19 protein-coding genes and 1 pseudogene are annotated in these 18,700 nt (G+C 67.1%); 8 read left to right on the forward strand and 12 right to left on the reverse strand.

The genetic code is table 11. The annotated features are described in order from the left end of the window. Window positions 1–20: 20 nt before the first annotated feature. The 6 genes from F3J15_RS26725 to F3J15_RS26750 all read right to left on the reverse strand — a co-directional run bounded on the left by F3J15_RS26725 (window position 21) and on the right by F3J15_RS26750 (window position 5,395). Window positions 21–911, reverse strand: a complete 891-nt coding sequence (locus tag F3J15_RS26725; protein WP_166894999.1) for an alpha/beta fold hydrolase — start codon at window positions 909–911, stop codon at window positions 21–23. Window positions 912–943: 32 nt separating this feature from the next. Next, the gene (locus tag F3J15_RS26730; protein ID WP_166895001.1) at window positions 944–1,729 is read right to left on the reverse strand and encodes a substrate-binding domain-containing protein; all 786 of its coding nucleotides are present in this window, start codon (window positions 1,727–1,729) and stop codon (window positions 944–946) included. A gap of 79 nt (window positions 1,730–1,808) precedes the next feature. Next, on the reverse strand, window positions 1,809–2,645 hold the full coding sequence (locus F3J15_RS26735) for an amidohydrolase family protein (protein ID WP_240159088.1): 837 nt from the start codon (window positions 2,643–2,645) through the stop codon (window positions 1,809–1,811). Further along, window positions 2,645–3,472, reverse strand: a complete 828-nt coding sequence (locus F3J15_RS26740; RefSeq protein WP_166895003.1) for an SDR family NAD(P)-dependent oxidoreductase — start codon at window positions 3,470–3,472, stop codon at window positions 2,645–2,647. Before F3J15_RS26740 ends, F3J15_RS26735 begins: the two co-directional genes overlap by 1 nt. A 13-nt stretch (window positions 3,473–3,485) precedes the next feature. Further along, window positions 3,486–4,046: a carboxymuconolactone decarboxylase family protein gene (locus F3J15_RS26745; protein WP_166895005.1), complete on the reverse strand. Its 561-nt coding sequence runs from the start codon at window positions 4,044–4,046 to the stop codon at window positions 3,486–3,488. A 23-nt stretch (window positions 4,047–4,069) separates the two neighbouring features. Beyond that, window positions 4,070–5,395 (reverse strand): cation:dicarboxylase symporter family transporter, encoded by a 1,326-nt coding sequence (locus F3J15_RS26750; protein ID WP_166895007.1) that lies wholly within the window; start codon window positions 5,393–5,395, stop codon window positions 4,070–4,072. Between the two features lie 254 nt (window positions 5,396–5,649). On the opposite strand from F3J15_RS26750, the gene F3J15_RS26755 reads away from it, so the two are divergent. Continuing rightward, on the forward strand, window positions 5,650–6,594 hold the full coding sequence (locus tag F3J15_RS26755) for a LysR family transcriptional regulator (RefSeq protein ID WP_166895009.1): 945 nt from the start codon (window positions 5,650–5,652) through the stop codon (window positions 6,592–6,594). A gap of 81 nt (window positions 6,595–6,675) precedes the next feature. Then, a pseudogene (locus F3J15_RS26760) lies at window positions 6,676–6,846 on the forward strand (helix-turn-helix domain-containing protein); the annotation flags it as partial. A 384-nt stretch (window positions 6,847–7,230) separates the two neighbouring features. On the opposite strand, the gene F3J15_RS26765 reads toward F3J15_RS26760, so the two are convergent. Next, a complete protein-coding gene (locus F3J15_RS26765; protein ID WP_166895011.1) occupies window positions 7,231–8,244 on the reverse strand; it encodes a hypothetical protein in 1,014 nt (337 codons plus the stop codon). A 205-nt stretch (window positions 8,245–8,449) separates the two neighbouring features. Between F3J15_RS26765 and F3J15_RS26770 the strand changes: the two genes are divergently transcribed. Genes F3J15_RS26770 through F3J15_RS26795 form a run of 6 tightly spaced genes read left to right on the forward strand, consistent with a single transcriptional unit; the run spans window position 8,450 to window position 13,923 of the window. After that, window positions 8,450–9,589: an acyl-CoA dehydrogenase family protein gene (locus F3J15_RS26770; RefSeq protein WP_166895012.1), complete on the forward strand. Its 1,140-nt coding sequence runs from the start codon at window positions 8,450–8,452 to the stop codon at window positions 9,587–9,589. Between the two features lie 49 nt (window positions 9,590–9,638). Further along, the gene (locus F3J15_RS26775; protein WP_069248017.1) at window positions 9,639–10,541 is read left to right on the forward strand and encodes a CoA ester lyase; all 903 of its coding nucleotides are present in this window, start codon (window positions 9,639–9,641) and stop codon (window positions 10,539–10,541) included. Between the two features lie 8 nt (window positions 10,542–10,549). Further along, window positions 10,550–11,203, forward strand: a complete 654-nt coding sequence (locus tag F3J15_RS26780) for a pyridoxal 5'-phosphate synthase (protein ID WP_166895014.1) — start codon at window positions 10,550–10,552, stop codon at window positions 11,201–11,203. Beyond that, the gene (gene metC, locus F3J15_RS26785; protein WP_166895016.1) at window positions 11,194–12,447 is read left to right on the forward strand and encodes a cystathionine beta-lyase; all 1,254 of its coding nucleotides are present in this window, start codon (window positions 11,194–11,196) and stop codon (window positions 12,445–12,447) included. The genes F3J15_RS26780 and metC overlap by 10 nt, the downstream gene beginning before the upstream one ends. Continuing rightward, window positions 12,441–13,085, forward strand: coding sequence for a glutathione S-transferase (locus tag F3J15_RS26790; protein ID WP_089445687.1), 645 nt, complete (start codon window positions 12,441–12,443; stop codon window positions 13,083–13,085). Before metC ends, F3J15_RS26790 begins: the two co-directional genes overlap by 7 nt. A gap of 55 nt (window positions 13,086–13,140) precedes the next feature. Then, window positions 13,141–13,923 carry a glutamine amidotransferase gene (locus tag F3J15_RS26795; protein ID WP_166895019.1) on the forward strand — a complete coding sequence of 261 codons (783 nt, stop codon included), beginning with the start codon at window positions 13,141–13,143 and terminating at the stop codon, window positions 13,921–13,923. Here F3J15_RS26795 and F3J15_RS26800 read toward each other — a convergent pair. The 5 genes from F3J15_RS26800 to F3J15_RS26820 all read right to left on the reverse strand — a co-directional run. Next, complete coding sequence (locus F3J15_RS26800; protein ID WP_083265881.1) at window positions 13,846–14,580, reverse strand: autoinducer binding domain-containing protein; 735 nt, start codon at window positions 14,578–14,580, stop codon at window positions 13,846–13,848. The genes F3J15_RS26795 and F3J15_RS26800 overlap by 78 nt on opposite strands. 86 nt (window positions 14,581–14,666) lie before the next feature. Continuing rightward, window positions 14,667–15,098: a hypothetical protein gene (locus tag F3J15_RS26805; RefSeq protein WP_240159087.1), complete on the reverse strand. Its 432-nt coding sequence runs from the start codon at window positions 15,096–15,098 to the stop codon at window positions 14,667–14,669. 59 nt (window positions 15,099–15,157) lie between these two features. After that, complete coding sequence (locus F3J15_RS26810) at window positions 15,158–16,696, reverse strand: DHA2 family efflux MFS transporter permease subunit (RefSeq protein WP_039364060.1); 1,539 nt, start codon at window positions 16,694–16,696, stop codon at window positions 15,158–15,160. Further along, window positions 16,693–18,072 carry an HlyD family efflux transporter periplasmic adaptor subunit gene (locus tag F3J15_RS26815; RefSeq protein ID WP_240159085.1) on the reverse strand — a complete coding sequence of 460 codons (1,380 nt, stop codon included), beginning with the start codon at window positions 18,070–18,072 and terminating at the stop codon, window positions 16,693–16,695. Before F3J15_RS26815 ends, F3J15_RS26810 begins: the two co-directional genes overlap by 4 nt. Before the next feature lie 9 nt (window positions 18,073–18,081). Next, window positions 18,082–18,700: TolC family protein (locus F3J15_RS26820; RefSeq protein ID WP_166895021.1), on the reverse strand; the 619-nt coding region annotated here is incomplete at its 5' end.

Below are 18,700 nucleotides of genomic sequence, written 5' to 3' on the forward strand. Positions count from 1 at the left end.
CCGGCGCGTATCGCTGCCGATCAGATCGCGCCGTAGACCTTGCGCGCGAAGGCTGCGATCGCATCGCTCATCGCACGCGGCTGCTCGGGCGCCATCGCGTGACCGGCGTTCGCGACAACCTGCACGCTCACACGATCGCCCAGCCACGGCTTGAACACGTTCGGCACGACGACAGCGTCGTACTGCGCCTGCAGATCGAGCATCGGCACCGTGCCACCGCCGAAATACGCATCGATCGGCGTCACGTTGCGCGCATGTGCCTGTGCCGTGTGTACCGCCGGATACCAGCCGGTCAGCCATGCGCTCGGATCGTGTCCCGGTGCGAAGAACGCCTGCCGGAGGTAAGTCAGCCGCTGTGCCTCCGGCACCCGTGGATCGCCCGCGCCGTCGATCGCCTCGCGCAGGCGGCCATACGGCTTTTCGGACGAGCCAGGCGGCAACTTACCCGCCGACGCAGCGGCCATCACGAGGCCGCGCACGAGATCGGGGCGGTCGACCGCAAGCATGCGCGCGGGCTGACTGCCCCACGCATGTCCGACGATCACGGCGGGCCCCGTGTGCTCATGATCGAGCACGAGTGCGACATCGGATGCGAACGCATGCAAGTCGAGGTCGCGCATCGGCCCCGTGCTGCGGCCGATACCTCTCGGCTGCGGCCGCAATACACGGAATCCGTCGTGCGCGAGCATGCGCGCGACCTCGTCGTAATCCTCCGCGCCGCGTGCGAGTGACGGCAGGATCACGATCACCGGGCCGCGACCCTGTGCGAGCAATTCGACCTGGACGTCGCCCTTCGAGACGAGCGTGCGTTGAACCTCGTTCGCGTCGACAGCGGGCGTGGAGCAAGCGGCAACCGAGGTTGCCAGTGCGGCGGCAAGCGCGAACCGCGTCAGAATCTGGTTTGCTTTCATTGTCTCCTCATGGGTCGATTTGCACCGTCGCCTCAAAGCGAATCGAGGCCGGTTTTCTGCAGAACGGCCACGGCGGGCGCCGTCTTCAGGAAAGCCGTGAACGCACGCGACGCGTCGACGGCTTTCGCATTCATGGCGATCGCCGACGAAATCACGCTGGTCTTCTGTACGTCGGCAGGCAGCGGCCCCGCGAAGGCGATGCCCGGCGTCACCTTCAGTTCGCTGATCTGCTGCAGCCCGAGTTCGGCGTCGCCGCGCGCGAGTGCGGTACCGACCAGTTCCTTGCCGCGAATGAGCACGCTTTTCGATTTCATCTGTTCGGCGATGCCGAGCCGCTCGAACAGCGTGCCGACAATGTAGGTGCCGCTCGCCCCTTCCGAGAAGGCTACCGATTTGGCGGAGAGCAACGCGCGACGAAGCGCGTCGTCCGTACTGACGTCGGGCACGGCGATACCCTTGCGTACCGCGACGCCGATTCCGCTGGCGGCAATGTCCGACAGTGTGGCCCGGTCGAATCGGCCGGCGTCGACTTCCTGCTGAAGCGCCGGTTTGATCATGAAGCAGATGTCGACCTTCTCGCCGTTGCGCAGTCGCATCGGCAACGCCTCGGCCGATGTGCCGTACGACGGCCCCCAGGCAATCTCGAGACGATGTCCCGACGATTTTTCGAACATCGGCACCAGTTGCGCGAACGCGCCATGCAACGCACCGGTCGCCAGTACGTGAATGTCGTCGGCATGCACGCCCGACGACGCCGCGCACAGCGCTACCCATGCCGCGGCGGTCACGCAAGGCCGCCAGTTCGATTTTTTCTTCATGTCTCCTCCTTGAGGTTCACTGCAAGTCGAATGTGTTTTCTGTTTTTCCGCCTGACGGCGATTCGCCGACAGCTTCGGCTTAGCCGTAGAGCCGCAGCGGGTTGCCGGTCAGCACTGACTCTGCAAGCGCGTCGTCGTCGCACAGGTCGCGAACGAACCTCAACAGTGCGAAGTCGTCCGGGGCCGCACCTTCGATGTTCGGATGCGGCCAGTCCGATCCCCAGATCGACCGGTCGGGCGCGGCATCGAGCAGCCGGCGAGCAAGCGGTCGCGCATCCGGCCACGCGCGCGCGTCGCCGCCCGCGAACCGATCCACGCCGGACAGCTTGATCCAGCGGTAAGGGTTGCCGAGGTGCGCGATCAACGCGTCGCGTTCATCGTCGGCCCAGGGCGCTTGCAACGACGGGCGCGCCATATGGTCGATCACCATCGGAATGTCGACCCCGGACCATGTGTCGAGCACCCGCAGCAATTCGGCGAGCCGGCCGTGCAACAGCACGTGCCAGCCGAGCGCCGCGACGCGCTCCGCGGTGCGCAGCAGCTTGTCCGTATCGCGCTCGCCGGGAAGATGCCCCATGAAGTTGAACCGGATGCCACGTACGCCGCCTTCGTGAAGCGCGCGCAGCGCCCCGTCATCCATCGTGTCGTCGACAAGCGCGACACCGCGATAGGCACCGCCGGTCGCAGCGATCGCGGCAAGCAATGCGGCGTGATCGTGCCGATAACATGCGGCCTGGACGATCACGCCGTGCGTGACGCCGAGCCGTTCGTGCAGCGCGAGCAAGCGCGACATCGGTGCCGCCTCTGGCAGGTAGGCGGCGTCGGCCGGCACCGGAAACTGGTCCCACGGCCCGTAGACGTGCGTGTGGCAATCCCATACGCGGCCTTCCGGGCGGACCTGCTGAACGTGCATCATCAGTCGCACCGTGCCGTCATGCCGCCATCGACGACGATTTCCGTACCCGTGATGAAGCGAGCTTCGTCGGAGGCCAGGAACAGCGCAGCGTTCGCCGTGTCGCGACCGTCGCCCATGAAGCCGAGCGGAATGCGCGCGAGCCGGCTTTCGAGCAGCTTGTCGACATCGCCGCCGGAGCGTTGCCCGGCCAGGCGCACCTCGACCATCGGCGTATGCAGCTGTCCCGGCACGACCGTATTGACGCGAATGCCCTTCTTCGCGTACTCGACGGCCACCACCTTCGACAGCTGGATCACGCCGGCCTTGCACGCGGCGTAGGCAACCTGTGCAGAGCCGGTCCAGCGGATACCGGATGTCGACGCGGTGTTGACGATCGCGCCGGCGCCCTGCTGCTCCATGACCGGCAGCACGTGCTTGCAGGTCAGGTAGACGCTCTTCAGGTTGAATGCGACCTGCTTGTCCCACGCTTCCTCGGACAGCGAGACCGGACCGCCCGCGGACGAACCGCCGACGTTGTTGACGAGGATATCCACTCGCCCGTAGGTTTCGCGGCATGCCTTGACCATGGCCGCGACGGCGGTACTGTTCGTGACATCGCACGTATGCGCGGTGATGTCTCCGCCAATCTCGGTGACGCGACGGACCGTTTCGGCCATCGCGTCCATGTTGATGTCAACGGCGAAGATCTTCGCGCCTGCGGCGGCGAACAGCGCGGCCACCGCACGACCGTTACCCCAGCCAGGTCCGACGCAGCCCGCGCCGGTGACGATCGCTACCTTGCCTTGCAGGCGGCCTGCGCCCGCTTCATTGGTGGATGTGTCGTTCATGATGTGTGTGTATTCAACCGTGTGTTGCGGGAAGTTCGGGTGCCACGCCCGCCGGCGGCGGCACATTGAAGACCTTGATCGTCATCGAGATCAGCGTGTAGTAGCCGGCGATGCCGACGAGATCGACGACCGCGCCTTCGCCGAGCATGTCGACGAGCGCCGCGTACAACGCGTCGTCGATCTCGTGCCGTTCATGCAGCTGCGTGACGAACGCGTGGACGAGTTTCTCGTCGTGCCGGGCGAACGGCGGCTCTACGCCGTCGCGAATCGCATCGATCACGTCGATCGAGAGCCCTGCTTCCAGTGCGAACGGCTTGTGCGCGGCCCATTCGTACTCGGCGAGCCAATGGCGCCCCATCGACAGGATGACCAGCTCGGAAAGCCGGGGCGGCACGCTGCTGTCATAGCGGCAGTACTGGCCGAGCGCCTGCGCGCACCCGGCGAGCTTCGGGCGATGCAGCCAGACGGCCAGCGGGCCTCGTACGCCTTTGCGGGGGCCGCTGGCGATTGCGTCGTACACCCGGTGCTGCTCGTCGGACATGTGCTCGGGGACGAGCGTGGAGATACGTTCCATGAATGAAGTCACCTCAACAGAATTCAGTTGGCTTCCGCGGGCGTGCCGGACTGTTCGGTCCGTGCCTCTGCAGGCGCGGTGCGCGAGCGCAGCATCGAACGTCGCGCCGTGCGGCCGGTTTCGCGGTTGAACGCCGCCGCATCGAACAGGCCTTCCCAGCGGGCGATCGCGAATACCGCCATCGTGTTGCCGACCACGTTCACGAGTGCGGTCGCGGTTGCCATGATCCGGTCGATGCCGAACAGCAGGCCGAGCCCGGCGAGCGGCAGCGAGCGCACCGACTGCAGCGTGGCCGCGAGCTTGACGAACGCACCGCCGGCGACGGTCGTGCCGCCCTTGGACGTCAGGCTCAGAATCGCGAGCAGGCCGAGCTGCTGCCAGAGCGAGAACGGCGTATCGGTCGCCTGGGCGATGAAGCCGATCGCGATCGCCATGTAGATGGCGGTACCGTCGAGATTGAAGCTATAGCCGGCCGGCAGCACGAACCCGACCACGACTTCGTCGCAGCCGGCGCGCTTCATCTTCTCGACGAGGCGCGGAAACACGACCTCGCTCGAAGCGGTACCGAGCGTCAGCAAAAGCTCGTCGCGAATCAGGCGCATGATCCCGGTGAACGGCAAGCCGATCGACCAACTGATCGCGCTGAGCACGCCGAACACGAAGATCGCGGACGTCGCGTAGTAGAGGACGATGACCTTGAACAGATACAGCAGCGTAACGCCGCCGTAGCTTCCGACCGCGGCCGCCATCGCGCCGAACGCGCCGAGCGGCGCGAGACGCATGATGAACGCGAGCATCCTGAACAGCACCTTCTGCGCCTCGTCGATACCGCGCAGCACAACCGAATCGGCGCCGACCGATACGTTCAACGCGAGCCCGGCCAGGATCGAAATGATCAGGACCTGCACGATGTCGCCTTTCGCGAACGCATCGACCAGCGTATGCGGAATGAGGCTGAGCAAATAGGAGACTGCGGAAATCTCGCCGGCGTTCGACGTCGTCTTCAGCGCTTCGGCGCTCTCGGCAATATTGGCGGCATGGAGGCCAGCGCCCGGCGGAAACACGTTGACCATCACGAAGCCGAGCACCATCGCGATCGTGCTGACCACTTCGAAATAGACGAGCGATTTCACGCCCATTCGGCCCAGCATCCTGAGATCCTTGACATGTGCCATGCCCTGGACCAGCGTGCAGAAGATGATCGGAGCAAGCATCATCTTCAACAGCGCGATGAACCCCTGCCCGAACGGCTTCATCGCGATCGCGGTCTTTGGCGCCAGCAAGCCCAGCACGATCGCGCACGCGAGCCCGATCAACACCTGGACGTGCAGTTTCTTCAAGCTTTTCATCAGCATTCCTTCCTATGTCGTTTTCGATGATTCTTCGGCGGATCGAGGAATCCGCTCAGCGACGGCTCGGCGAAGCGATGCGGCGCAGCCGCGAACGAGGAATGGAATGGGCGTGAGGATGACGATGCATGGTGTCTCCGGAATCGTTATGGGTCGATTTGCTATCTGTTCGCAGCATAGAATCGGCCGACTTCTTTGACAAAGACCTTATGAACATGTATTTCTATGCCACGAAGGCATAGCTCAAAACCGACATGGATATTCGAGAACTGCGCAGCTTCATCCACGTCGCCCGCGCCGGCAGTTTCAGCCGCGCGGCCGCGGAGCTGTATATCGCGCAACCGGCGCTGAGCCGGCAGATCGCCAAGCTCGAGGAAGAAATCGGCGTGACGCTGTTCACCCGCTACGGACGCGGCGTTCGCTTGACGGCCGCGGGTTCTCGGCTCCTCGAGCATGCCGAGATGATTACGCGGTTGGTCAGCGAAACGGCAGACCAGGTACGCGCCAGCGTCGATGCCGAGCGTGGCTATCTTGCCGTCGGGCTGCCGCCGACGATCGGCCGGCTGATCGGCACCGACCTCGTTCGCGACTTTCACGCGCACTGGCCCGGCGTATCGCTCCATGTTCGCGAGGGGCTCAGCAACTCGCTGCAGGAATGGGTGCTCGACCGTCGCGTCGATCTTGCGGTGGTCTACAACCAGCCGCCGCTCGATGCGTTCGACATCGTCCCGCTCTTCAGCGAGCCGCTGATCGTCGTCGCACCGCCCGATGCGGCGCCCGCGCGAAAGGCATTGCAGATCCGCGACCTCGCGAACATGCCGTTGATCCTGCCCGGCCTGCCGCACAGCAATCGGCGGCTGATCGATCAGGCCGCCGTCCAGCACGGCGTCCGGTTGCGCGTCGAATTCGAGATCGACAGTGTCGCGCTGACCAAGCAGCTCGTTCGTGCAGGCGTCGGCTATTCGCTGCTCACCTACGTCGCGATCCAGGAGGAACTGGCGCGGGGCGAGCTGAAGGCGATCGCGATTGAACGGCCGGCCATCCGCTCGACCGTATCGATCAGCACGTTGCGCGAAAATCGTCCGTCTCGTCTAGTCGATGCGTGGATCCGCCTGCTCAAGGACAAACTGTTCCGCTTTACACGCGACCAGACCTGGAGCGATCAGGTCGTGTGGCTCGCGACAGACTCCGACGAATAGCCGGCCGAATACGATGGCGCGGCCGTCCAGGCAAAGCACTCGACACCCTCCCATTTCCCATCATCCCGAGCGACTGCAACCATGCGTGAACCCCGCCCCTCGCGTTCGTCCGACGCAACCGAACGCGGCTCGACTTCGACCGTGTCGAACCGCTCCCTGGAACGCGGCCTGGAACTGCTGCGCGCATTCGGATCCGGCGCGACCCTGCTCGGCAACGGCGATCTGGTCGAATTGACCGGTCTGCCCAAGGCCTTTCCCCACCAATCGATCAGTTCGGTGCAGGACGATTCATATCGCTCGCGAGATCTGGGCAGAGCGAACTCGTGCTGTACTGGGTGGCCGCCAGATCAAAGACGAAATGGCAGTGCGAGCGTTAGTTCCCGTCGCAGAAACTTCCAGAATTTAGTACCCAAATCGGGAGGTAAATTCTGGAAGTTTTTGCGCGACAATCCGGCGCTTATTCGCGAAAGCCACGTCCTGCGTCGCTTTTCGCAATGTGGAATTAACTGAGTTTAGTTCGTCACTCTCTCTGCTGGTGTGCTGGACGGCTGGTTGAGCAAACGCGGAGCCGACCATGCAGCCAGCCGGATTGGTGACACTGACGATGCGCGAGCCGAACCGATTCAAGGTCATTCACTAGAAATTGTGCGCCACGCCGACCATGAACATGTCCTGGTCCTTGTCGTTGCGGGTTGCGACACGATTGAAGCGCAAGCTCGCCTCCCAATCGTTCGTGATCTGATAGGCCACTTGCGCGCTGAGCAACGCATTGAGTCGCGTCCTGCCCGAGACCTCGTTCCGATCCCGTGAGAGATACGGACCGACGCCTGCCGAAAGCGTCCATTTGCTCTTGATCGGCGCGACGTACCAGAATTGCGCGGCCACGCCTCGTCGGCCGGCAACGCCATTGTTGCCTTCATAGACGAAGCTCGCCGAATAGGCCCACGCATTGCCGAGCGGCCGCTTGACTTCGACCATGTATCCCTTTTCGATCGGCACTTGAGGACGGTTCGTCTGCGATGTTCCGGCCCAAACGCCGACCTGCGTCTTGCCGTCCGAAAACGCCGGGCCAGGATTGCCGCCGAAATCCGAGCCGATACCGAAGAGCACCGCGTCGGAATTGAATCCGCCGATCATCTGAACGTGGTTGTACTGCAGCTTGAGGAAGAAGCGATTGGGAACGACGTAATACCGCACCGCTGCCGACGCGCGCACGCCCCAGCGCTTGTCATTGCGTGGCTGGTCGTCGACATGTGTCGTGTCCATGCTGAAATACGGGCCCGCCGAAAATTCGAGCGCCAGACGACTGCCGACCGGCCAACGAAACGAACCCAGGGCGGCAAAGCCGTCACGGTGGTGATCCAGTGGATGCCCCTCGTTCATGTACGCGAGGTAGACCGACAGGTAATCGTTCAAGACGTCACCGAAGCCGACTTCGTACGCACGCCAATGCATGTCGCCACCCTCGGTCGCGCGTCCGTCGCCATACACCGCATACACGTTGAGCGTTCTCCCCGATGGTTTGAGTCCGCTCGGCGAACTCGAAGGATCCTCCTCGGCGCGCGCGTGTCCCGGGCACGCCAGTATTGTCAGACCAGCGATCGAGCTTGCGAGGACGAAGCGCGAACAGATGCGACGGCACTGTCCCATTTGGACACCCCCCACCTTGGTAACCGCGATTTCTTGGAGAAGCTGATAGCGATTATAGGCGGCGTCCGGTCAGGCGGCTGACGTCACTCATTCACCCTGCAACTACCACTATTGCCAGTACCTGCACTGTCCCTGCCCCCTTAACCTTGTCGGCATCGCTGGCGCGCCGTCCAAGGCCGCGCCGCTTCGACCGGAGACACGACAGATGCCCTTTGACTGGACGCAGGAACAGCATGCGACGCTCGCGCGCTTTCGCGACATCGGCACGGAGATCGCCGCCGCGGAGCGCGACGCTCGCACGCCGGCGGGATTTGACCAGGCCGGCTGGACCCGGCTTGGCCAGGAAGGACTGTGGGACATGATCGTGCCGGAAACGTACGGCGGCGACGGTCACGGCTGGTGGCACTTTTCCGCGGCGCTCGAGGGGCTCGCATCGTCGATTCGCCGCCCGGCGCTGCTGCTGTCGGTGATCGCGCAGGCCGGCATGGTGCGCGCACTCGAGCGATACGGCACGGCGACCCAGCAGGACCGCTATTTCGGCGCGATCCTGCGTGGCGAACTGAGCGCGACGGCGATCGCCGAACCGGGTACCGGCACCGACGTGCGCAGCATCGCGACGAAGCTGGTCGAGCACGGCGACGGCTACCGGCTGACCGGCAGCAAATTCAACATCGCGCACGCGCCGCTCGCGCGCTTCATCCTCGTCGTCACGCGCATCGAGACGCTCGGCCGACGCAACACCGCGCTCGTGATCGTCGATCGCGACCAGCCGGGCATGACGGTCGCCGAACCCGACCGCAAGCTCGGCCTCGACGACCTGCCCACCGGTGCACTGCACTTCGACGACTGTCCGATTACGCGCGGCCAGCTGCTGGGCGAACCGGGCGCGGGGCTCGGCAACCTGATCGACATCATCTCGCTCGGCCGCCTCTACTACGGGCTCGTCGCCGCGCAGGTGACGGCACCGTATCTGCGCGACGCGATCCACTATTGCCGCGACCGGCGCAGCTTCGACAGCACGATCGACGCACACCAGTACGTGCAGCGCCGTCTGGTCGACCTGCAGATCGGCATCGAGCGCGGCACGTGGCTCGCGCGCGGCGCGCTCGCGCAGTTGCTGACGGATCACCCGCAGGCGCTGATGACCTGCTCGATCGCGAAGCTGGTCGGCGCGCAGGACCTCGTCGACGGCGCGCTCGGCCTCGTGCGGCTGTACGGCAGCCTCGGCTACCAGGCCGGGCCGGTGGCCGCATTCGCGTCGGACGCGCTGGGTTTCATGAGCGTCGGCGGCACCGAGGAAATGCATCGCAAGAACATCTTCAACCAGATGATGCGTGCCGGCTGAACGCCCGCGCCGTCGATACGCGTACCACACGCCCTACAGGAATCCACGCATGACAACGACCCACCGACGCCCTTCCCGCCTGCGCCGCTCCTGGCTGTTCCTCGCCGGCGCCGATCACGATGCGCTCGTCGACGGCGCCGCGAGCGGCGCTGACGTATTGATCCAGGAACTCGAAACCTTTACGCCGCCGGACCGTCGTCCGGCCGCGCGCGAACTCAGCGAACGCGTGCTCGCGGGCTGGCGCGAGGCCGGCATCCTTGCGTCCGTGCGCGTGAACCCGCTCGATGCGGGCGGTATCGACGACCTGCGCGCCGCGATGCGCGGTCGGCCGGACATCGTGATGATGTCGTACGTCGCCACGCCCGAGCAGGTCGTCGCGCTCGACGAAGCGGTCACGCGGTTCGAGCGCGAATACGATATCGCGCCCGGCTCGACCGAACTGGTGCCGAACATCGAGACGACGCTGGGCCTCGTGAACACGATGGCGATCGCGCGTTCGAGCCCGCGCGTGTCGGCCGTGCTGGTCGCGACCGAGGACATGGTGGCCGACATGGCGGCCGAGCGCACCCGCGCGGGCCGCGAGCTCGACTACGTGCGCTCGCGCTTTCGGGTGGAGTGCGCGGCGGTCGGCGTCACCGCGATCGACTGTCCGTACAGCTATGCCGACAACGAAGGCGCGGAACTCGACATGCGCGTGTCGCGCGGCCTGGGATACCAGGCCAAGGCGATCGTCAACGGGCAGTTCGTGCCGGTCGTGAATCGCGTGCTGACGCCGACGGCCGATGAAGTCGCCCTCGCCCGCCGCGTGATCGACGCGTTCGACACCGCACGACGCGAATCCGGCGGCCGCCGCGTGGCCGCGGCCGTCGTTGACGGTTTCCTCGCGGAAGTCCCCGACTATCTCGCCGCGCATCGGCTGATTGCCCGCGCGACGCAATTCGGCATCGCCTGAGGCTCGCCATGGATACGATCGCCACGCGCCTGAAGGCGCTGAAAACCCTCGCACATGCGGCGCCGCACGTTCCGGCCGAGGACTGGCCCGACACGCCGCAAGCGCAATTCGAACGCTGGCTCGACGAAGCCGTTGCCGCAGGCGCCGTCGAACCGCAGGTGATGACGCTGTCGACGGTTCGCCCGGACGGGCGGCCCGACGCGCGCTCCGTCGTACTGCTGAACGTCGACGCGCGCGGTTGGCATTTCGCGGCGAGCACGCGCAGCCCCAAGGGGCGCCAGATCGAAAACCGGCCGTTCGCCGCGCTGACGTTCTATTGGCCGGCGATCGCGAGCCAGGTCCGCCTGAGCGGCCCGGTCGAGCGCCTGCCGGCCGCCGAAGGCCACGCGGATTTCGCGGGCCGCCCCGAGCGCTCACGCGCGAGCATCCTGGCAGGCCGGCAAAGCGAGCGGCTCGACGATCCCGCAGACCTGACGCGCGCGATCGACGCGCAGCTCGCGCGGCTGGCCGCCGACCCTGCCCTCGTGTCGGACGACTGGCACCTGTACACGCTCGCGCCGGACGAAGCCGAATTCTGGCGTGCCGACAGCGCGCGTCGCTTCGCGCGGCAGGCGTATCGTCGCGCCGGTCAGCGCTGGGAACGGTGCGCGCTATGGCCTTGAAGTCCGCCGCACATCCGTCGCAATCGGGCGGCACCCTGCATGATCGATTGAACGACGGATTGCACGAAGACACGCGGCTCATGCACGCGGGCCGCGACAGCGCGGCCTGGCACGGCTTCGTCAATCCGCCCGTCTATCACGCGTCGACCGTGCTCAGCCCGACGGTGTCCGATCTGCTGAACCGCACGCAGCCGTATATCTACGGCCGCCGCGGCACGCCGACGACCGACGCGCTCGAGCGCGCGGTGACGCGCCTCGAAGGCGGCGCCGGCGCGGTGCTGTGCCCGTCGGGTTTGTCCGCGTGCACGCTCGCGCTGCTGTCCTGCCTGAAGCCCGGCGATCACCTGCTGATGACCGCATCGGTTTACGGCCCGGTGCGCCATGCATGCGAAAGCGTGCTCGCGCGCCTCGGCGTCGAGACGACCTGGTACGACGGCAGTACGCCCGTCGCGGCCGCATTCCGTGCGAACACGCGTGCGTTGTACATCGAAGTGCCGGGCTCCTACACGTTCGACATGCACGATATCCCGGCACTCGTCCGCCTCGCGCAGGCGCACGGCGCGCTGGTCATCGCGGACAACAGCTGGGCCACGCCGCTCTTCTTCCAGCCGCATGCTTTCGGCATCGACCTGTCGATCCAGGCCGGCACCAAGTATCTGGTCGGGCATTCCGACGCGATGCTCGGCACCGTGTCGGCCAGCGAGCGCGCCTGGCCCGCGTTGAAGCAACTGCATGGCGATCTCGGGCTGTGCGCCGGCCCCGACGACGTCTATCTCGCGCTGCGCGGGTTGCGCACGCTCGGCGTGCGGTTGCGGCAGCACCAGCGCAATGCGCTCGCGGTCGCGACCTGGCTCGCAGCGCGCCCCGAAGTGCAGCGTGTGCTGTATCCGGCCCTGCCCGGCGACGACGGACATGCGCTGTGGCGCCGCGATTTTCGTGGCGCGTCGGGGCTGTTCTCGATCGTGCTGCAGCCGGCGCCGCCGCGCGCGGTCGAAGCGTTTCTCGACCACCTCGCGCTGTTCGGGCTCGGCTATTCGTGGGGCGGCTACGAGAGCCTCGCGTTGCCGTTCGAGCTGGACGCGCACGGCCTCGCGGCACGCTGGCCGGCCGACAGCCGCGGCGTGCGCCTGCATATCGGCCTCGAGGACCCGGACGACCTGATCGCCGATCTCGCGGCCGGTCTCGATCGCTACGCGGCGTGCGCGCAGCAGGCCACCGCTTGCGAGGATCCCGCGCGATGCTGACCGTCTGGGGCCGCCGCACGTCGTTCAACGTGCAGAAGGTGTTGTGGCTGATCGGCGAGCTGGGCGTGCCGTACCGGCACATCGCGGCCGGTGGCGAACACGGTTCGCTGCAGACGCCCGCGTTCGCTGCGCTGAACCCGACCTGCCGGATTCCGGTGATCGACTGGGACGGCGACGTCGTGTGGGAGTCGCACACGATCCTGCGCTATCTCGCCGCGCGCGTGCCGAACAATCCGTTCTGGTGCCGCGACGCGTTCGCCCGTTCGCGCGCGGAGCGCTGGATGGACTGGTCGCAGACCGCGCTCGAACCCGACGTGATGACCGGGCTGTTCTGGGCGCTCGTGCGAACGCCGCCGGAGCGGCGCGACGACGCGCTCGTGCGCGACAAGGCCGCGCGCAGCGCGACGCATTTCCAGCTGCTCGACCGGTTGTTGTCGACCCAGCCCTTCCTGGGCGGGGCGACGCCGGGCCTGGCCGACATTCCGGCCGGCGCGACGCTGTTCCGTTATTTCGCGCTCGACGTCGAGCGGCCGCCATTGCCGCACGTCGAGGCCTGGTATGCCCGGCTGTGCCGACGGCCCGCCTATCGCGAACAGGTGATGGTGTCGTTCGACGCGCTGCGCGGCCAGCCGGGCTGACGTCCTGCATGACGACCGTCACGACCTCCCGAACTCACGACCCTCCCGACACGACATGACGCACTCCGCCCTTCGTCCGATCCTGATCGTCCTGCATCGCGAACAGTCGAGCCCTGGCCGGATCGGCCGGCTGCTGGCCGCGCGCGGCCATCCGCTCGACATTCGCCGCCCGCCGCTCGGCGATCCGCTGCCGGCAACGTTGACCGACCACGCGGGGGCCGTGGTGTTCGGCGGCCCGATGAGCGCCAACGACGGCGATCGCTGGATTCAGGACGAAATCGACTGGATCGGCGTGCCGCTGCGCGAGTCTGCGCCCTTCCTCGGTGTCTGCCTCGGTGCGCAGATGATGATCCGTCATCTGGGCGGCCGCGTCACCGCGCATCGCGACGGGCGCGCGGAAATCGGCTATTGGCCGATCGCCGCGACGCCCGCCGGCCGGCGGCTCGGGTCGTGGCCGTCGCACGTCTACCAGTGGCATCGCGAGGGCTTCGAGCGCGTTGCCGGGCTCGAGATCCTCGCGACCGGCGAGCACTTCGAGAACCAGGCCGTGCGCTACGGGCCGCGCGCGTATGGCGTCCAATTCCATCCGGAAGTGAGCTATCCGATGATGCGGCGCTGGAGCACGGCCGCCGCGCACAAGCTGTCGGCGCCCGGTGCGCAGGATCTCGCGACGCAGGCACGGGAAGGCCGGCGGCACGACCGCGCGACGGCCGCATGGCTCAGCGCGTTTCTGGACCGCTGGCTCGGCGACGCACCGGCATCAGGTCGGCACCGTCACGTCGGAAATGCTGATCAAGCCCCACTCGACCGCACGCAGCACGGCTTCATGCCGACGTGACACGTTGAACTTGCGGCGGATGTTCATGAAGTGGAAATTGATGCACGACTCGGTCACGTTCAGGATGTGGCCGATTTCCCATGACGTCTTGCCGGCCGCGTGCCAGCGCAGGCATTCGACTTCCCGACGGCTGAGCCGCGGCACGCTGTCCGGCGGCGCATGGCAGCGCGTGCCGGCGATCGCTTCGCACGCGACGTCGCGCAGCAGCGTCAGCACCGCGAGATGGCGGTCGCAGTGCTCGCGCGTGGCAGCGAGCTCGTCCGTGCTCGCGCACAACAGCATGCCGACCTCCCCCTTCGCGCCGCGCACCGGCAGCACGACGCCGCTGCGCATGCCGTACGCGGCGGCCGCTTCGTAACACGGACGCTGCTCCGGCAGCGCGAACAGTGCGTCGTCCCAGACGAGCGGCAGTGCCGAACGGAAGCAGTGCCGCAGCATCGGGTCGACGCGGTCGAACTGGCGCTGCCGGTACAGCGCCGTCCAGCCGGGCACGCCGCTGCTCCATTTGCGCGCGAGATCGAACGACGCGCCGGCAAACGGCAACACGATCAGCACGACCTTGTCGAACCCCATTCCGGCGGCTGCGTCGGTCATTCTCTGCCATGACGCGTCCGTGTCGCCGGGTACCAACCATTTCAGACAATCCAGTCCATACATACAAGCCACCCCGTTCGTTTAGTTGGAATCTGCATTCAGGCGGACTTGCGCAAACGGTTCGAGACGTTGCGCGCGAACGGGCCGCGCTAGACCGCCTCAGCCAGACGTTGCCGGCCTGCCTGCTTCGCATCGTCGAGCGAAGCCACCACGTCGAACGGCATGCCGAACGCCTTTTCGATACCGGACGCGTTCGCGCGGGCCGCTTCACGTTCGGCCGGGTCCGGTTCGATCGTGATGAGCGCACGGCAGACCGCGGCGAGCGCGGCGCGGTTCTGCTTGAGCCACATGCCGCGTTCCTTGCGGTCGTCGTGCGCTTCGTCCGGGCGGGCCGGCGGAAAGATCATGACAAACGGCTCGCCGTGCCGCATCAGCACGTGCATGTCGTCGAGCCAGCGCTGCGCGTAGCCGGTGGATGCGATCGCATCGTTGCGCACGACGACGAACGGAAATTCCGTCACGTCGAATACGGCGAGCGTCGCCAGGTCGGGCGGCATGGCGCCGGCGTGGTGGGTAGGCATCGGGACAACCTCCATCGAATTGAACAGCATGGGTCGGAACGGGCCGCGCAGCGCCCGCTTCATCGTTTCGCGGCCGCGCCAGGGCCGAACGGCGGACGGGCGAGCCAGACCACCGCGATCACGGCGAGATACACGCAGCCGAGCGCGAACGAAACGTCGTTGAAAGAGATCTGGTACGCCTGCGCATCGACCAGGTTGCTCAGCAGCGTGGCCGCGCGTTGCGGATCGCCACCGCCGAGCCGGGCGACTTCGGCACGCACGGCCGGATCGAACGCGCTCACGTGCTCGCTGAGCTGTGCGTGGTGCAGAATGGCGCGCCGGTCCCACAGGAACGACGTGATCGACACTGCGAAACTCGCGCCGAGCGTGCGCAGGAACGTCGACAGGCCGGAGCCCGCGGCGATTTCGTCCGGCTTCAGGTCGGACAGCAGGATGCTGTTGATCGGCATGATGAACAGCGCGAGGCCGAGGCCCTGCAGCAGCTGGATCAGCGCGATGTGCGTGAAGTCGATGTCGGGCACGAAACCCGCACGCAGGAACGACGACGTGCCGAGGATCGCGAATGCGCAGCACACGAGCACGCGCATGTTGAAGCGCGGCGCGTACTTGCCCATGAACGGCGTCATCAGCACCGGGATCACGCCCATCGGCGCGACGGCGAGCCCGGCCCAGAACGCCGTGTAGCCGAGCGTGCGCTGCAGCCACTGCGGCACGATCACGTTGACCGCGAAGAACGCCGAATAGGCGAGCACGAGCGTCAGCGTGCCGGCCGCGAAGTTGCGATGCGCGAAGAGCCGCAGGTTCACGATCGGATTCGGCTCGTTGAGCTCCCAGATCACGAACAGTGCGATGCCGAATGCCGCGACCACCGACATCACGACGATGAACGTCGAGTTGAACCAGTCGGCTTCGTTGCCCTTGTCGAGCACGATCTGCAGCGCGCCGACGCCGACGATCAGCGCGGCGAGGCCGACATAGTCGACACGCGCGGCGACCGTCGTCTCGACGCGCGCACGCATCTGCGCGAACACGCACATCGCGGCGAACACGCCGATCGGCAGGTTGATCAGGAACGCCCAGCGCCACGAGTAATGCTCGGTGACCCAGCCGCCGAACACGGGCCCCGCGATCGGCGCGACGACGGTGACCATCGCGATCATCGACAACGCGAAGCCGCGCCGCTGCGGCGGGTAGATCGACAGCATCAGCGCCTGCGTGGTCGGGATCATCGGCCCGGCCACCAGGCCCTGCAGCGCGCGGAACGCGATGAGCTGCGGCAGGTTCTGCGCGAAGCCGCACAGGAGCGACGCGAACGTGAACGCGAGCGTCGCCCACACGAACAGCCGCACCTGCCCGACGCGCTTGACGAGAAACCCGGTCAGCGGCAGCGCGATCGCGTTGCTGACCGAGAACGTCGTGACGACCCACGCGCTTTGCGTCGTGCTCACGCCGAAGTTGCCGGCGATCGTCGGCAGCGACACGTTCGCGACGGTGCCGTCGAGCACCTGCATGAAGACCGCGAGCGCGAGGCCGAAGGTCGTCAGACCGACGCTCGACGGACGAAAGCCGCTGTCGGCGGCCGCCATCGGGCCGCTCATCGCACGGCCTCCGCGCGCACCGCCGCCGGCTGGTTCGCATGGATGACGTCGGCGATCAGGCTGTCGGCACGCGCGAGCTCGTCGCGGTACACGTCGGTCCGGAATACCGGCGCGCGCTGCTCGCGATGCGACAGCATCGCCCCGCTGCGGTCGTGCTGGTCGACGCGTGCGTGCATCGACAGGCCGATGCGCAGCGGATGCGCGTCGAGCTGCGCCGGGTCGGTCAGTTCGATGCGGACCGGCAGCCGCTGCACGATCTTGATCCAGTTGCCGGTCGCGTTCTGCGCGGGCAGCAGCGAGAACGCGCTGCCGGTGCCGACGCCGAGGCTCTGCACGCGGCCGGTATAGCGCACCGCGTCGCCGTACAGGTCGGCGGTCAGTTCGACCGGCTGCCCGATGCGCATGTGCTCGAGCTGCTTCTCGGTGAAGTTCGCGTCGACCCACAGCTCGCGCAGCGGCACGACCGCGAGCAGCGGCACGCCGGGCGACACGCGCTGCCCGACCTGCACCGTCCGCTTCGCGACATAGCCGGTGACGGGCGTGACGATGTCGGTGCGGGCATGCGCGAGGTAGGCGGCTCGCAGCCGTTCGGCCGCGGCCTGCACGTCCGGGTGCGACGCGACCGCGGTGTCGTCGATCAGCGCCTTGCTCGTCTGGTGCTGCTCGCTCAGCGTCGCGAGCGCGCTTTGCGCGGCCGCGTATGCGCTTTGCGCGGACGTCAGCGTGTCGCGTGCATGCGCGAGCTCCTCGCGTGAAATCGCGCCGGAGCGGCCGAGATCCTCGCGGCGGCTGTAGTCGGCTTTCGCCTTGTCGAGCGCGGTGCGTCGCGTATCGAGTTCGGCGCGTGCGCCATCGATGCTGTTCGCGAGCCCGCGCTCGTTGCTGTACAGGCCGCGCACCTTGCGCACCGTTGCCGCGAGATCGGCCTGCGCGGTCGCGAGTGCGATCTGCGCGTCGCTCGGGTCGAGGCGGACGAGCGGCGTGCCGGCGTGCACGAAGTTGCCGTCGTCCGCGTCGATCGATACGACGGTGCCCGTCACCTGCGGCGTCAGCTCGACGACGTTGCCTTGCGCGTACGCGTTGTCGGTGGATTCGTACCAGCGTCCGACGATCACGTACCAGATGCCCCAGCCGATGATGCCGAGTACGAACACGGCGACGAGCGCGCGCACCAGACGCTTGCGCCGTGCAGGTGGTGCCGGCGGCGTTGCGGGTGCACCACCGCCCGGTGCCGGTTGCGTGCGGGCATCAGGACCACCTGGGCCGCCCGGTGCGCGCGGCGCGGCGGTGTGGTCGGCCGCCGGCTGCTGGCGGGCGCTGGCGGGATCGACGGTGGCCGGTCGCGCGGGAGTCTGCAAGGAGTTGTCGCTGCTCATGGTTCGATGTCAAGGACGTTGGGAAGGAGTGGCGGCAAGCGCGGCGTCGTCCGGCTCGGCGCGGAAGCCGCCGCCGAGCGCGGCGACGAGTTGCAGCGACTGGTCCGCGCGCTGCGCGCGCAGCGCGGCGACCTCGCGGCTCGCGACCAGCAGTTGCTGGCGCACGACGAGCGCGTCGAGGTAGCTGCCGACACCGGCCCGGTAACGCGCGTCGGCGAGCCGCCACGCATCGGTGGCGGAGTCGAACGCACGCTGCTGCGCGTCGGTCTGCACGCCGAGCGAATGCAGCCGGTGCAGGTCGTCGGCCACCTCGCCGATCGCACTGATCAGCGTCTTGTTGTAGCCGGCGACCGCGAGGTCGTATTGCGCGTCGCGCCTGCGCAGCACACCGCGCCGTTCGCCGCCGTCGAAGATCGGCAGGCTCACGGCCGGGCTGGCGTTGTAGGTGCGCGACGCGGCCTGGAACAGCGAGGCGCCGCCACGCGTCGCGAGCCCGATCAGCGCGGTGAGGCTGACGTTGGGCAGGAAATCCGCACGGGCGGCCGCGACGTTGCGGCTGGCGGCCTCGACCCGCCAGCGTGCGGCGACGAGGTCGGCGCGCCGGCCGAGCAGCGCGGCCGGCAGGTCG

The sequence above is a fragment of the Burkholderia sp. Ap-955 genome, assembly GCF_011753045.1.
Lineage (GTDB): Bacteria > Pseudomonadota > Gammaproteobacteria > Burkholderiales > Burkholderiaceae > Burkholderia > Burkholderia lata_D.